Raw genomic sequence first — 12,946 nt, 5'->3', positions numbered from 1 at the left:
GTTGTCTTGCCGTGGTCAACGTGACCAATCGTGCCGACGTTGACGTGCGGCTTGGTCCGCTCAAATTTGCCTTTTGCCATTTTCAACTCCGAAAAGTTACAAAACCAGTTAACACTACCGTCGGCAACCACACAAAACCTGCGCGGCGCCAACTCAAATATGGTGCCCATTCCGGGAATCGGACCCGGGACCTCTCCCTTACCAAGGGAGTGCTCTGCCACTGAGCCAAATGGGCCGAATAAAAATCACACGAGAAATCCAGCGAAAGACTGATCAGCAGAATCCACATACACCACAAAGCCGCAGCCCATGGAGCGGGAGACGGGAATCGAACCCGCGTCATTAGCTTGGAAGGCTAGGGTTCTACCATTGAACTACTCCCGCGCAGCTCTGCCAAATCAATCAATACCGAAAAACTCTTTTCAAAACTCTCTCAAACTTACCGCTTGTCGATACCAGAATCATCAAAGACCTGGTGGATGGGGCTGGATTCGAACCAGCGTAGGCGTTAGCCAACAGATTTACAGTCTGCCCCCTTTAGCCACTCGGGCACCCATCCTTCAAGTGAACCTCGGATTATGCCACGGTTTTATGTCGATGGACAGATCCGCCGACAGCAAAAACCTTTAAAAATGCAGGTACGCCTCTTGTCCTGCTTTCTGCAAGCCGTGTTTGCCCCTTGCTCAGGCCTTGAGGCATGATGGGCCAACCCGAGAAAGTCATCCATGACATCCAACGCCACGCCCCCAGAACCCGCAGAACCGGGCGCCCTGCGCCGGGTGAACCTAGCCCTGCAGGGCGGCGGCTCGCATGGCGCCTTCACCTGGGGCGTGCTGGACACCCTGCTGCAGGACACACGCATCCAGATTGACTGCATCAGCGGCACCAGTGCCGGCGCGGTCAATGCCGTGGCGCTGGCGCATGGATTTGCCATGGCGGCCAGGGCCGGGGAGGATAAAACGGCAGGTCCCAGGGAGGCGGCGCGTGCATCGCTGCGAAAGATATGGCAAGGCATCGAAGCCATGGGCCGCCTCGGCTCAATGGCAGAGAACATCAGCAAAACACTAATGGGTGGCTGGTCATCCGGAAAAGTGGGCGCAAACTTTTTTGGGAAAACCATGAGCCAATGGGTTTCACCCTACCAGTCGAATCCTCTGGATATCAACCCCTTGCGCAGGCTGCTGGAAGCCGAGATTGACTTCAGCGCCATTGCAGCCCATCAGGCGCCCAAGGTGTTTGTGTCCGCAACACATGTAACGACTGGTCGGGTCGAGATTTTTTCCGGTCAGCGCCTGGGCTTGCAGGCGGTGATGGCATCCGCGTGCCTGCCCACGCTGTTCAGGGCGGTGGAAATCGACGGGGAGCCCTACTGGGATGGTGGTTTTTCCAGCAACCCTGCGCTGCAGCCGCTGATCAACCTGTGCGACAGCCGCGACATCATCGTGGTGCAGATCAATCCGCTCAAGCGCGACAACACGCCGCAGACAGCGCATGAGATCATGGACCGCGTGAATGAGTTGACCTTCAACGCCAGCCTGCTGTCCCAGATGCGTGCCGCCGACTTCATCAACCGCCTGCTGGCCGATGGGCGCCTGCAGGAGGGCGCCAAATACAAAAGCCTGTTCCTGCACCGCATCGACGGCGGCGAGGCGCTGGAAGAGCTGCCGGCTTCCAGCAAGATGTCGGCCAATACAGTCATGATTGAAAACCTGTTCGAAATGGGCCAGGGTGCCGCCAGACGCTGGCTTCGCCGCCATTTCGAAGCCTTGGGCCAGCAAGGCACCGTGAACATCCGTCGCGACTACGTCGGCAGCCTTCCTCAGGAGTTTTAGACCCGGACAGGACCGCGCAAGGCTGTTTTTTATGCCTTTTATGGCCGCGGCCGCCCAGATACGCCCGCAATCAGCTATCAAAACAATAGCAATCAACAGGCGCATGCAAGCCGGGTTCAGTCCCTTGGGTGCGCCTCGCGCCAGGCCCGTGCCTCTGAAAAGTGCCCGCAGCCGATAAAAGGCAGCGGCGGCCGCAACGCCGACAGCGGCGAAGGGTGATTGGCCACCAGCACCTTGTGGCGGCCGGTATCGATCAGCGCGCGTTTGCCCTGGGCATGCGCCCCCCACAGCATGAACACCACCGGATGCTCGCCCTCCGACACCTTGCGGATCACGGCATCGGTCAAGACCTCCCAGCCCTTGCCGGCATGGCTGGCCGGCTGGCTTTCCTCGACTGTCAGGCAGGTGTTGAGCAGCAGCACGCCGTGCGTCGCCCACTTGACCAGGCTGCCGCCGGGTTCCGGGAATGGCGGCGGCGGGGTGCCCAAGTCACGCTGCAGCTCCTTGAAGATATTGCGCAGCGACGGCGGCAGGGCCACGCCGGAGGCGACGGAAAACGCCAGCCCCTCGGCCTGGCCGCGGCCATGATAGGGATCCTGGCCGAGTATGACCACCCTCACCTGCTCGGGCGGCGTCAGCTCCAGGGCGCGCAAGGGCCTGGGCGGGAAAACCACCGCGCCGTCGGCCAGCCGCTGGCTTAAAAAATCAAGCAGCTTGCGGCCGGTCGCGCCGGCAAAAAATTCATCCACCAGCCCCTGCCAGCCCGGCGCGACCGGCCAGGCCGAAGCGTCGGCATCGTTCAACTGGTCAGGCGCCCCCATTGCAATTACGTTCCGAACAGTTCAGCCAGCGCCACGCCCGGGTCTTCGGCGCGCATGAAGGCCTCGCCGACCAGGAAGGCATTGATTTTGGCGTCGCGCATGCGCTGCACGTCGGCTTGCGACGAAATGCCGGATTCGGTCACCACAATGCGGTCAGCAGGCACCCTGCCCGCCAGGCCAATCGTGGTGTCCAGCGACACTTCAAAAGTCTTGAGGTTGCGATTGTTGATGCCGATCAATGGTGTTTTCAGTTTGAGCGCACGTTCCAGCTCGGCAGCGTCATGCACTTCCACCAGCACCGCCATGTCCAGCGATATGGCCAGCGCTTCCATGTCCTTCATCTGCCTGTCGTCCAGGCAGGCGACGATCAGCAAGATGCAGTCGGCGCCCATCACCCGCGCCTCGTAAATCTGGTAGGGATCGACCATGAAATCCTTGCGCAGCACCGGCAGGCTGCAGGAGGCCCGGGCCTGTTTCAGATAGTCGATTTCGCCCGAGAAAAACTGCCTGTCGGTCAGCACGGACAGGCAGGCCGCGCCGTACTCGGCATAGCTCTGCGCAATATCCGCAGGAATGAAGTCGGCGCGCAGCACGCCCTTGGACGGACTGGCCTTTTTGATTTCGGCAATCACTGCCGGTTTGCCTGCGGCAATTTTGGCGCGCAGTGCACCGGCAAAGTCGCGCGTCAGCACGCGAGATTCGGCGTCTTCGCGCATGACGGCCAGCGGCTTGCGTTTGATCGCAGCGGCGATTTCTTCGTGCTTGACGGCAACGATCTTGTCGAGGATATCGGACATGGTTTTCAGTTCGCCAGTTTTTGGGTGATGGAAATGAGCTGCTCAAGCCGCTGTTTGGCGGCGCCGGACTCGATCACGGCCTGCGCCTTCACGATACCCTCCTGCATGGAGGCCACCACATTGCCGGCATACAGGGCCGCGCCTGCATTGAGGATGACAATATCACGCGGTGCGCCCGGCTGGTTGTCCAGCACGCCTAGCAGCATGGCCTTGGACTGCTCGGGTGTTTCCACCCGCAGCGCGCGGTTGCTGGACATGTTGAGCCTGAAGTCCTCGGGGTGGATTTCGTATTCGGTGATTTCGCCGTCTTTAAGCTCGCCGACCACCGTGGCCGCGCCCAGGCTGACTTCGTCCATGCCGTCCTTGCCGTAGACCACCAGCGCATGCTCGGCGCCCAGGCGCTGCAGCGCACGGACCTGGATGCCCACCAGGTCGGGGTGGAACACGCCCATCAAAATATTCGGCGCGCTGGCCGGGTTGGTCAGGGGGCCAAGAATATTGAAGATGGTACGCACGCCCAATTCCTTGCGAATGGGCGCGACGTTTTTCATGGCCGGATGGTGGTTGGGCGCAAACATGAAACCCACGCCGACTTCTTCAATACATTTTGCAATCGCTTCGGGCGGCAGGTTGATGTTGATGCCCAGCGATTCGATCACATCCGCGCTGCCGGATTTGCTGCTGACGCTGCGCCCGCCATGCTTGCTGATCTTTGCGCCCGCCGCCGCTGCCACAAACATCGAGCAGGTCGAGATATTGAAGGTGTGCGAGCCGTCGCCGCCTGTGCCGACGATATCGACCAGGTGGGTTTTGTCGGCCACATGGACCTTGGTGGAAAACTCGCGCATGACCTGCGCCGCGGCGGTGATTTCGCCGATGGTTTCCTTCTTGACGCGCAGCCCGGTGATGAGGGCGGCCATCATCACGGGCGACATTTCGCCGCTCATGATGAGTCGCATCAGGTGCAGCATCTCGTCATGAAATATCTCGCGATGCTCGATGGTGCGCTGCAGCGCCTCCTGCGGGGTGATTTTGTGTGAGTTGGGCATATTGGTCCCTTTAGCGATTGTTTGGCAGCACGGAATTAGACATGTTTATAGCCGCAGCCCAATAGAGATGCGCGCAACCAGCTATCAAATCAATAGTGCAATGGGTTCTCATGCCTGCACCATAAAGTTCTTCAGCATGGCATGGCCGTGCTCGGTCAGTATGGATTCCGGATGGAACTGCACCCCCTGGATAGCCAGTTCCTTGTGGCGCACGCCCATGATTTCACCGTCGTCGGTCCAGGCCGTAACGGCCAGCGCGTCCGGGCAGGAGGACTTTTCAATCGCCAGCGAGTGGTAGCGGTTGACCACAAACTGTTTGGGCAAATCCGCAAACACGCCTTGCTGCGTGGTGGTGATCATGCTGGTCTTGCCGTGCATCAGTTCCTGCGCACGGACGATGTTGCCGCCAAACGCCGCACCTATGCTCTGGTGACCCAGGCAGACACCCAGAATCGGCAGCTTGCCGGCGAAATGCCGGATGGCCGCGACCGAAATGCCGGCTTCGGCGGGGGAGCACGGGCCGGGCGAGATCACCAGGCGATCGGGCTTGTGCGCGGTGATTTCTTCCAGTGTGATTTCGTCGTTGCGAAAAACGTCAACCTCAGCCCCCAGCTCGCCAAAATACTGGACGATGTTGTAGGTAAAGCTGTCGTAGTTGTCGATCATCAAAATTTTCATGATGCAGCTCCTTATTCCAGGCCTTCTTCAACCAGCTCGGATGCCCGCAGCAAGGCCCTAGCCTTGGCCTCGGTTTCTTTCCACTCGAGCTCAGGCACCGAGTCGGCCACCACGCCCGCAGCCGCCTGCACATACAGCATCTGGTCCTTGATGATGCCGGTGCGTATGGTGATGGCCACGTCCATGTCGCCTGAATAACTGAGGTAACCGCAAGCGCCACCGTACAAACCGCGTTTGGTCGGCTCCAGCTGGTCGATGATTTCCATTGCATGCACCTTGGGCGCACCGCTCAGCGTGCCGGCCGGGAAAGTGGCCTTGAGCACATCCATGCCGGACATGCCGTCCAGCAGCGCACCCTCGACATTGCTCACGATGTGCATGACGTGGCTGTAGCGCTCAACCGCAAAAGCCTCCGTCACCTTGACCGTGCCGGTCTTGGCGATGCGGCCTATGTCGTTGCGCGCCAGGTCGATCAGCATGACGTGCTCCGCCCGCTCTTTCGGGTCGTTGACCAGTTCGTGTTCGACCGCCTTGTCCGCCTCCGGCGAAGAAGCCCGGGGGCGTGTGCCGGCCAACGGACGGATGGTGATCTTTTGACCGCCTTCAACCTGCTCCTGCCGCACCAAAATCTCCGGCGAGGCGCCCACCACATGGAAGTCGCCAAAGTGGTAGTAATACATGTAGGGCGAGGGATTGAGCGAGCGCAGTGCGCGGTACAGGCTGAGCGGCGACTCGGTATAACGCTTCTTGATGCGCTGGCCGACCTGCACCTGCATGAAGTCACCGGCTTCGATCAGCTTCTTGGCGCGCTCCACGGCGGCAATGTAGTCAGCCTTGGCAAAGTCGCGCTCGGCCGGAAAACCCTGCGACGGTTTGACGACTGGTGCGCTGACCGAATACTTCAGTTGCTCTTTCAGCGTGCGCAAGCGCTTTTTCGCATTGACATAGGCCTCGGGCTGCGACGGGTCGGCATACACAATCATGTAGAGCTTGCCCGAGAGGTTGTCGATCACGGCCAGCTCTTCACATTGCAGCAGCATGATGTCCGGGCAGCCCAGCATGTCGGGCGGGCAGCTCGCCTCAAGCTTTTTCTCGATGTAGCGCACTGCGTCATAACCGAAATAGCCGGCCAGCCCGCCGCAAAAACGCGGCAGCCCCGGCCGCAGGGCGACCTTGAAACGCTTCTGGTAATCGCTGATGAAGTCCAGCGGATTCTGTTTTGAAGTCTCAACCACCTTGCCGTCGGTCACGACCTCGGTTACCACGCCGGGGCCAAAACCCGAGGCGCGCACCAGGGTGCGGGCCGGCAGGCCTATAAAGCTGTAGCGGCCAAAACGCTCCCCGCCAACGACGGATTCGAGCAAGAAGCTGTATTTGCCGCCGTCCTTGGAAAAAGCCAGCTTCAGGTACAGCGAGAGTGGGGTTTCCAGGTCGGCAAACGCCTCCACCATCAGTGGAATGCGGTTATAGCCCTGGCCGGCAAGGCTTTTAAATTCGAGTTCAGTAATCACGATAGGGTCCTTCACAGGTGGCTGGCGCCATATGGGCGTGGGCCACGTTTCATTCAAACGCCCCGAGGTCCGGGGCCGCGTGCTCCTGGTGAAAACCAGGGATGCATCAATGTGGGGATGGCGCAGCGACGAAGCGAAGCACGCGGGTCAGGGTGACCGGTGAACGCTTCAGGCGTGCGAAAAAGAGCAGGTACGCCAGGGCCAGGCTCCCCGGTCGCCTTGACCTGTCTGAATGATGCGGTGAATGAACATACAAGGCAAAGTGTAGCAAAGACAGTTGCGTTGCCTGCCAACGAATCATTCCTGATCCACGAAATCGGCACCGTTACAACAGTCAGGCGCCGGCCCGTCCCTCAGACTGGTATTTCCGCCTATCTCGCAAACCCTATTGCAGGGGCCGGTTCAGGGCTTGAAAATGACAGCACAAAAAAGAACGATCGTTCTATTTAAAACACCACTCAGGAGACTTTCCATGACATTCAAAAAACAGTGCCTTGCAGGCCTGGCCGGTTTGATGCTGTCACTCGGTGCGCTGGCTGCGCCGGTGGAGGTGTCGGGCATCAAGCTCGATGACCCGGTCGACCTGCGAGGCACCAAACTCCAGCTCAATGGCGCAGGCATTCGTTACAAAGCCGTGTTCAAGGTGTATGTGGCCGCCCTTTATCTCGGGAAAAAAGTCGCAACCCCTGAGGAGGTGTACTCGGCCCCTGGACCACGGCGCATGAGCATCACGCTGGTCCGCGAGATTGACTCCAACGAACTTGGCAAGGCCTTTACCAAAGGTTTTGAAGAAAACACGCCCAAAGGGGAAATGTCCAAGCTCATCCCAGGCCTGATCAGGATGGGCCAGATTTTTGCCGACCAGAAAAAGCTGCTGCCCGGCGAAAATTTCACCATCGACTGGATCCCCGGCACCGGCACCATCATCACGGTCAAAGGCAAGCCCCAGGGCGAGCCCTTCAAGGAACCGGAGTTTTACAACGCCCTCATGCGCATCTGGTTCGGCCCCAACCCGGCCGACTGGAAACTCAAGGACCAGTTGCTGGGCAAGCCGGCCTGACACGGCTGAAACCGCCATCACTCAAACGGGGCTCGCAAGCCCCGTTTTCATTTCTGCCCGCGCAGTTCGGCCAGCGAATCGACAAACCCGTCGGCATCCACCGCGCGAATCGGCTCGCCGTGGTTGTAGCCGTAGGTCACCAGCACCACCGGGCAGCCCGCAGCGCGCGCCGCGCGGGCATCATTGCTGGAGTCGCCCAACATCAGGGTACGGGTCGGCGATGTCCCCAGGGCCTCACAGGTTTTCAGCAAGGGCAAGGGGTCGGGTTTCTTGCGCTCAAACGAATCGCCACCAAAAACCTCGGCAAAAAACCCGTCCAGCCCCTTGAGCTTGAGCAACTGCCGGGCAAAAGCCAGCGGCTTGTTGGTCAGGCAGGCCAGCTTGAGCCCTGCATGCTGCAAATTTTGCAACCCCTTCTGCACGCCGGGATAGACCAGCGAATGTTGGCCATTGATGGCGGCATAGTGCTTCTGGTAACTGGCAAAAGCCTGGTCGAACAACGGCTGCGCCCGAAACGCTTCACTATTGATAGCACGCTGCGGCCGCGGGACGGCGACCAGGAGGTGATTCAGCACCGATTCGATCAGATGCTCGGAGCCCTTACCCACCATGCGCTCGACCACCGCCCGGTCGAGTTGCGGTTTCCCTGGCAGCTTGAGGTCAGCCAACATCAGGTTAAGCGCTGCAACAAAATCACCCATGGTGTCCACCATGGTGCCGTCGAGGTCAACAATGACGGCATCACAGTCCGTGGTGGTTCAAGGTAATAGAGTTCAAAACAACGTAATAGAGTTCAAAACAACCACTTCATCTTAGATGGGGCCCATTTAATAAAGTGTGAAACAGGTCGACCAATGGAACAAACTTCGTGAATACCGCGAAAAAGCCTGATGTGGCGCAAAGTTTTCTGTTGATTAAGGGGACGTCGTTAGCCAGTGTGCTGTAACCATGGCACTCCCAATCCGAAAAATGATGCAAAATAGCTTGGCGTACTCCCAGCTCTCGCGCGCGTTCGTGTTTAGCGCATAGCAAGCACGTGTTGTGCCGAGGAACAGCTATGTTCCGGTTGGGGCAACAGGTTAGTGAAGAGAGGGAGTGCGCACTACTCGTTAGGCGATTTTCGGCTTTCGATAGATACTTTCAAGCCGGAGTTCTTGTGTAACTCCCTCTCGAAAAAGCCCCCGTTCCTGCCAAGACCTTGGATACGCTATTCGTTCATCCAAGCGAACGTACACAAGACAAGTATCTTTGTCACTGAATCTAATATCGCGATAGATGGCCAGGACTTTCCTGTTAATTTTCACCATCTTTTCGTCAACCTGCTTTTTCTCGGAGATTGTCTGAATCTGATGAGGGCGCCGCTTGAGAAAGTGCCGCACATAAGGAAGGGCAGTCAAACTGTCGGCGATGTGAGACTGGGCGCGCGTGACGCGAGTGAGATGGCGCCAAGCGTAATTAGAAATCGAGACTCTTCCCAACGGGCATTCCACAACCCCCCTGACATCGGCATACGATTTGGCGGCCCACTTCCTGGCCGCCGACGTGTTCGGCAAATTCGGTACGGTGATTTTCGGCAAAAATTCCAAATGCATCCTGTGCATTTGAAGAAGGCGCTCGATTTCAAACCGTGACGCCGGGCTCAATGAATGAGCATCCGAGATTGACAGAGTTGCCAACGGCGTTTGTCTGGTGATGAGCTTCCAATAGATCCGGGTGATTGGATCAAGCCGGACCCACAGAAGTAAAACCGGTTGATTGGCATTTCTCCACTTCGTAACATGTGCCGGATCAACGTTGTCCACGCGCCACCGGTTTTTTGTGGGAGTCCACGTTGCAAAACTAGACCCCGTCTTAACTTGAACTGCTACGTGATGGTATGTTGGTGTGGGGAAAGTAACGGGGAATTTGACACCCAAATCTAATGCGCCCATACCTTCAGCGCGCATGGTCTCCCTTACCGCCTCTCCATTAAGGATTGCTGAGAGTTGATAAGCAGCAAGAGCCTCCCCCCAGGCGCCTTGATCGTATTCGAAGGTCACTATTCGTCTTTCTTGTAATTATCTCGATGCTACTTCAGGCGGGCCAACATGACATACCGAGAATCCCTGCTCTGCGTTCCGCCATTGCGCGCAGGCTGATCGCGACGCAAGGCCGAAGGGAAAGACGCCTGCAGTCGGATCGCTGCGCCGCCGCTGTTTCCGCGATTTTGTTGCCTCGATCACCAGCCAGGTGAGCAGCTTTTCGGCGGGGGGATCGAGCTTGCTTGAGCTGTAGTTCAAATTCGTGAGTGAACGGCAGCCAAGTGCCGATTGACGCCGCTTGGCGTTACAGACCTCCTCGATGCTTAAGTCCGCTCTGGTTAATTACTTCGCCCTCCTCTAACTGGACGATGCGCAAAAAAGAAGTTGTGCTACAAAATGTGACGGGGTTGAATGGAGTGTTCGGGAATCAGAGCCGTTGCTCGCAACTCTGATGCCTTTCAATCCGCAACCAATCTACAAGTGCATCCAAAAAGGGCGGATTGAGCCAGAAACCGGAGGCAGCCCATGTCAATACTGCAGGAAATACTAGGCTGGACCCAGGGACTTCCCGCCTGGCAAAGCGATGCTGTAGCGCGCTTGCTCGCCAAACAAGCTCTGACCCCGGATGACCTGGATGATCTATTTGCACTGCTCAAGGTGGCACATGGCATCCCGGATTCGAAAAACCGCAAGCCGACGCCGCTAACGGCCGACCAGATTCCAGCGCCAGTCAAGGTGGCGACGCATGTCGAACTCCGCGCCATGAAGAACATGCGGCATGTCAACGCAATTGCTGAAAACCAGCACCTGCCATTCAGCGCGACAGGAATGACCGTCATCTACGGTGACAACGGTTCGGGAAAATCAGGTTATTCGCGCGTGCTCAAGCGCGCGTGCCGTGCCCGCGACCAGATGGAAGCGATCCACCCGAACGCTAACCTGCCCATGGGCCAAGCGGGCGCACCCGAAGCCGCTTTCGAGATTGCCGTCGACAACGTTGCAAAGGATGTGCATTGGACCCAAGGCAAAGCAGCACCCCCTGAGTTGTCGTCGTTCGCAATCTTCGACTCACGTTGCGCTCGCGCGTACCTTGACAGCGAAGACGACTTTTCCTATGTCCCCTATGGGCTTGATGTATTCGAGGGACTGGCCAGGGTCTGCAAGCAGCTGAAAGCCTCTATCGACGCGGAACATGCGCAGTCCGCCGCTGATCTCACGGCGTTCGTCCCCTTGCAAGGCGAGACCCCGGTCGGCAAACTGATAGCAACACTCTCCGCCAAGACGACAAAAGCCCAGATCGACGTGTTGGCCACGCTGACACCTGAGGAACTTGCCCAGCATGCGACGTTGAACAACAGCCTCAAAGAGAACAATCCGAAGGAGAAAGCGAACCAATTGCGCCTGCGTGCCCGTCGCGTCGCTGCCATTGCGACGAATGCCACCAATAAGGCTACGTTGGTGGATCAGGCCGTGGTTGCCAGGTTCCGCGCCTTAGCGGACAGCTATCGCACGGCGCAGGCCGCCGCTGCGCTCGCGGCGAAGCAATTCAAGGAAGGTGAGAATCTGCTGCCCGGCACCGGTGGTGAAGCGTGGCGTGAACTGTTCGATGCCGCTCGCAAGTTTGCAGTCGAATCTCACCCAGACAGGGAGTTCCCTGAGCTGGGGGCCGATGCGCCCTGTCCGTTATGCCAGCAACCACTCGCCGAAGGCGCTCCGCGCTTGTTGCGGTTCGAGGCATTCATTCAGCAGGAAGCGGAAAAGACCTCGCAGGCGCGTCGTGCGGGCTTATACGCTGAGTACAAGCCGTTCATTGCGAACGTCCTCACGCTTAATCTCGACGAGGTGACGCACAGTGAGATCGATCTCCTGGATCCGCAACTGGCCGCCGACACCAAAGCTTTTGAACCGGCACTCACCGCGCGACAGGAAGCCATCAAGGCCGCGGTGATTTCTCATCAGTGGGATGGCACAGACCAGGCCCTGCTCAACCCAGCGGGAAGACTTCAGGCGCTGGCTGATAAGCTCAATACCGAGGCCGAAACCCTGGAGAAAGCATCGGACGAAAAGGCACGGGCCGCACTGCAAAAGCAATTCGGAGAACTCGACGCGCGGGTACGCCTGAGCCAGGTCAAAGATGCCGTGGTCACCGCCGTGACCCGACTCAGCCACCAGGCCAAACTTACGCAGTGCCTGTCAGCCGTCAAGACCAACGCCATCTCACTGAAGGCAGCAGAATTGGCGGAGAAAGTAGTTTCCAAGGAACTGGCCGAAGCACTCAACCGCGAATTCAAGGCACTGGGCGTCGGCACACTCCGCGTTTCACTCCAGAGTCGCTCCGACAAGGGCAAGGCCTTGCACAAGCTCAAGCTGGAGTTGCCGCAGAGCCGGAGCCCAGGTGACATTTTGAGCGAAGGCGAACAGCGCGCCGTCGCCATTGGCTCCTTCCTGGCTGAAGTGGGACTGAGCGGCGGCAAGGGCGGCATCGTTTTCGATGATCCGGTGTCTTCGCTCGATCATCGCCGGCGCGAGCGTGTGGCAAAGCGTCTAGCCGTCGAAGCCGCGCAACGTCAGGTTATCGTGTTCACCCATGACATTTACTTCCTATGCCTCCTGGCAGAGGAAGCGAAGCTGACCGGCGTGGCAATTGTCACGCAAAGCTTGACCCGGCGCGCCGAGGGTTTCGGGGTTGCCGACCCTGAGCTGCCGTTCGAAGGAAAGAGTGCCGGCAAGCGAATTGGCGCATTGAAGGCCCAGCACCAGTCCATCGCCAAGCTGCACAAGGATGGCGAAGAACAGGAACACCGGAAGCAGACCGTCGATGCCTATTTCCGCCTGCGCATGACGTGGGAACGCGCGGTCGAAGAGGTATTGCTGCGCGAGGTCATCCTGCGCTTCCGCAAGGGGGTGGAAACACAACGGCTCGCCGGGGTCATGGTCGAAGACGATGACTATGCCCAGGTAAACGCCGGCATGACCAAGTGCTCGAACTACGCACACGACAAAGCATTGCTGGGCGGTGTCGCGGTTCCCGATCCAGACGAACTGCTTGCTGACATCATGGCTCTGGAGACCTGGCGCACGAAAATCGATAAGCGCAGCGGAGAGACAGCTAAAAAGCGCAAAGAAGCGCCCATCCATGCTACCCCAGCCGTCGCTCCAGCCCCGTAAACGTGCGAA

General features: G+C 58.6%; 10 protein-coding genes, 3 tRNA genes and 1 pseudogene. 3 read left to right on the top strand and 11 right to left on the bottom strand.

The annotated features are described in order from the left end of the window. From ACFQND_RS13425 to ACFQND_RS13410, 4 genes and pseudogenes are all read right to left on the bottom strand, one after another. Positions 1-80: pseudogene (locus tag ACFQND_RS13425) on the bottom strand (GTP-binding protein); the annotation flags it as partial. 80 nt (positions 81-160) lie between these two features. Further along, positions 161-235 (bottom strand) — tRNA-Thr (locus tag ACFQND_RS13420). A 75-nt stretch (positions 236-310) separates the two neighbouring features. Continuing rightward, positions 311-384: transfer RNA gene (locus ACFQND_RS13415), tRNA-Gly, on the bottom strand. A gap of 89 nt (positions 385-473) precedes the next feature. After that, positions 474-559: transfer RNA gene (locus ACFQND_RS13410), tRNA-Tyr, on the bottom strand. A 166-nt stretch (positions 560-725) separates the two neighbouring features. Between ACFQND_RS13410 and ACFQND_RS13405 the strand changes: the two genes are divergently transcribed. Further along, entirely contained in the window at positions 726-1,832 is a 1,107-nt protein-coding gene (locus ACFQND_RS13405) for a patatin-like phospholipase family protein (protein ID WP_371438964.1), read from the top strand. A gap of 116 nt (positions 1,833-1,948) precedes the next feature. Here ACFQND_RS13405 and ACFQND_RS13400 read toward each other — a convergent pair whose 3' ends face one another. The 5 genes from ACFQND_RS13400 to trpE form a co-directional block, all read right to left on the bottom strand. Next, positions 1,949-2,653: a uracil-DNA glycosylase gene (locus tag ACFQND_RS13400; RefSeq protein WP_371438963.1), complete on the bottom strand. Its 705-nt coding sequence runs from the start codon at positions 2,651-2,653 to the stop codon at positions 1,949-1,951. Positions 2,654-2,658: 5 nt separating this feature from the next. Beyond that, a complete protein-coding gene (gene trpC, locus ACFQND_RS13395; protein WP_371438962.1) occupies positions 2,659-3,450 on the bottom strand; it encodes an indole-3-glycerol phosphate synthase TrpC in 792 nt (263 codons plus the stop codon). Positions 3,451-3,455: 5 nt separating this feature from the next. Further along, positions 3,456-4,499, bottom strand: a complete 1,044-nt coding sequence (trpD, locus tag ACFQND_RS13390) for an anthranilate phosphoribosyltransferase (RefSeq protein WP_371438961.1) — start codon at positions 4,497-4,499, stop codon at positions 3,456-3,458. Between the two features lie 108 nt (positions 4,500-4,607). After that, a complete protein-coding gene (locus tag ACFQND_RS13385) occupies positions 4,608-5,177 on the bottom strand; it encodes an anthranilate synthase component II (RefSeq protein ID WP_371438960.1) in 570 nt (189 codons plus the stop codon). 11 nt (positions 5,178-5,188) lie between these two features. Beyond that, positions 5,189-6,688: an anthranilate synthase component I gene (trpE, locus tag ACFQND_RS13380; RefSeq protein ID WP_371438959.1), complete on the bottom strand. Its 1,500-nt coding sequence runs from the start codon at positions 6,686-6,688 to the stop codon at positions 5,189-5,191. A gap of 472 nt (positions 6,689-7,160) precedes the next feature. Here trpE and ACFQND_RS13375 point away from each other — a divergent pair, with 472 nt between their 5' ends. Continuing rightward, positions 7,161-7,748 carry a chalcone isomerase family protein gene (locus tag ACFQND_RS13375; protein WP_371438958.1) on the top strand — a complete coding sequence of 196 codons (588 nt, stop codon included), beginning with the start codon at positions 7,161-7,163 and terminating at the stop codon, positions 7,746-7,748. Positions 7,749-7,795: 47 nt separating this feature from the next. Here ACFQND_RS13375 and ACFQND_RS13370 read toward each other — a convergent pair whose 3' ends face one another. Both ACFQND_RS13370 and ACFQND_RS13365 read right to left on the bottom strand, forming a co-directional pair. Then, entirely contained in the window at positions 7,796-8,449 is a 654-nt protein-coding gene (locus tag ACFQND_RS13370; RefSeq protein WP_371438957.1) for an HAD-IA family hydrolase, read from the bottom strand. Between the two features lie 408 nt (positions 8,450-8,857). Then, positions 8,858-9,787 (bottom strand): DUF4365 domain-containing protein, encoded by a 930-nt coding sequence (locus ACFQND_RS13365; protein WP_371438956.1) that lies wholly within the window; start codon positions 9,785-9,787, stop codon positions 8,858-8,860. Positions 9,788-10,294: 507 nt separating this feature from the next. On the opposite strand from ACFQND_RS13365, the gene ACFQND_RS13360 reads away from it, so the two are divergent. Next, positions 10,295-12,937 carry an AAA family ATPase gene (locus ACFQND_RS13360; protein WP_371438955.1) on the top strand — a complete coding sequence of 881 codons (2,643 nt, stop codon included), beginning with the start codon at positions 10,295-10,297 and terminating at the stop codon, positions 12,935-12,937. Positions 12,938-12,946: the final 9 nt, after the last annotated feature.

The organism is Polaromonas aquatica (assembly GCF_042659145.1).
Taxonomy (GTDB): domain Bacteria; phylum Pseudomonadota; class Gammaproteobacteria; order Burkholderiales; family Burkholderiaceae_C; genus Polaromonas; species Polaromonas aquatica.
This window is presented reverse-complemented; position numbering and strand designations above follow the sequence as displayed.

Bases quoted from the DNA above. Each gene is read 5' to 3' on its own strand.
- ACFQND_RS13405 (WP_371438964.1), top strand. From the start codon at position 726: ATGACATCCAACGCCACGCCCCCAGAACCCGCAGAACCGGGCGCCCTG.
- ACFQND_RS13400 (WP_371438963.1), bottom strand. From the start codon at position 2,653: ATGGGGGCGCCTGACCAGTTGAACGATGCCGACGCTTCGGCCTGGCCG.
- trpC (WP_371438962.1), bottom strand. From the start codon at position 3,450: ATGTCCGATATCCTCGACAAGATCGTTGCCGTCAAGCACGAAGAAATC.
- trpD (WP_371438961.1), bottom strand. From the start codon at position 4,499: ATGCCCAACTCACACAAAATCACCCCGCAGGAGGCGCTGCAGCGCACC.
- ACFQND_RS13385 (WP_371438960.1), bottom strand. From the start codon at position 5,177: ATGAAAATTTTGATGATCGACAACTACGACAGCTTTACCTACAACATC.
- ACFQND_RS13375 (WP_371438958.1), top strand. From the start codon at position 7,161: ATGACATTCAAAAAACAGTGCCTTGCAGGCCTGGCCGGTTTGATGCTG.
- ACFQND_RS13370 (WP_371438957.1), bottom strand. From the start codon at position 8,449: ATGGGTGATTTTGTTGCAGCGCTTAACCTGATGTTGGCTGACCTCAAG.
- ACFQND_RS13360 (WP_371438955.1), top strand. From the start codon at position 10,295: ATGTCAATACTGCAGGAAATACTAGGCTGGACCCAGGGACTTCCCGCC.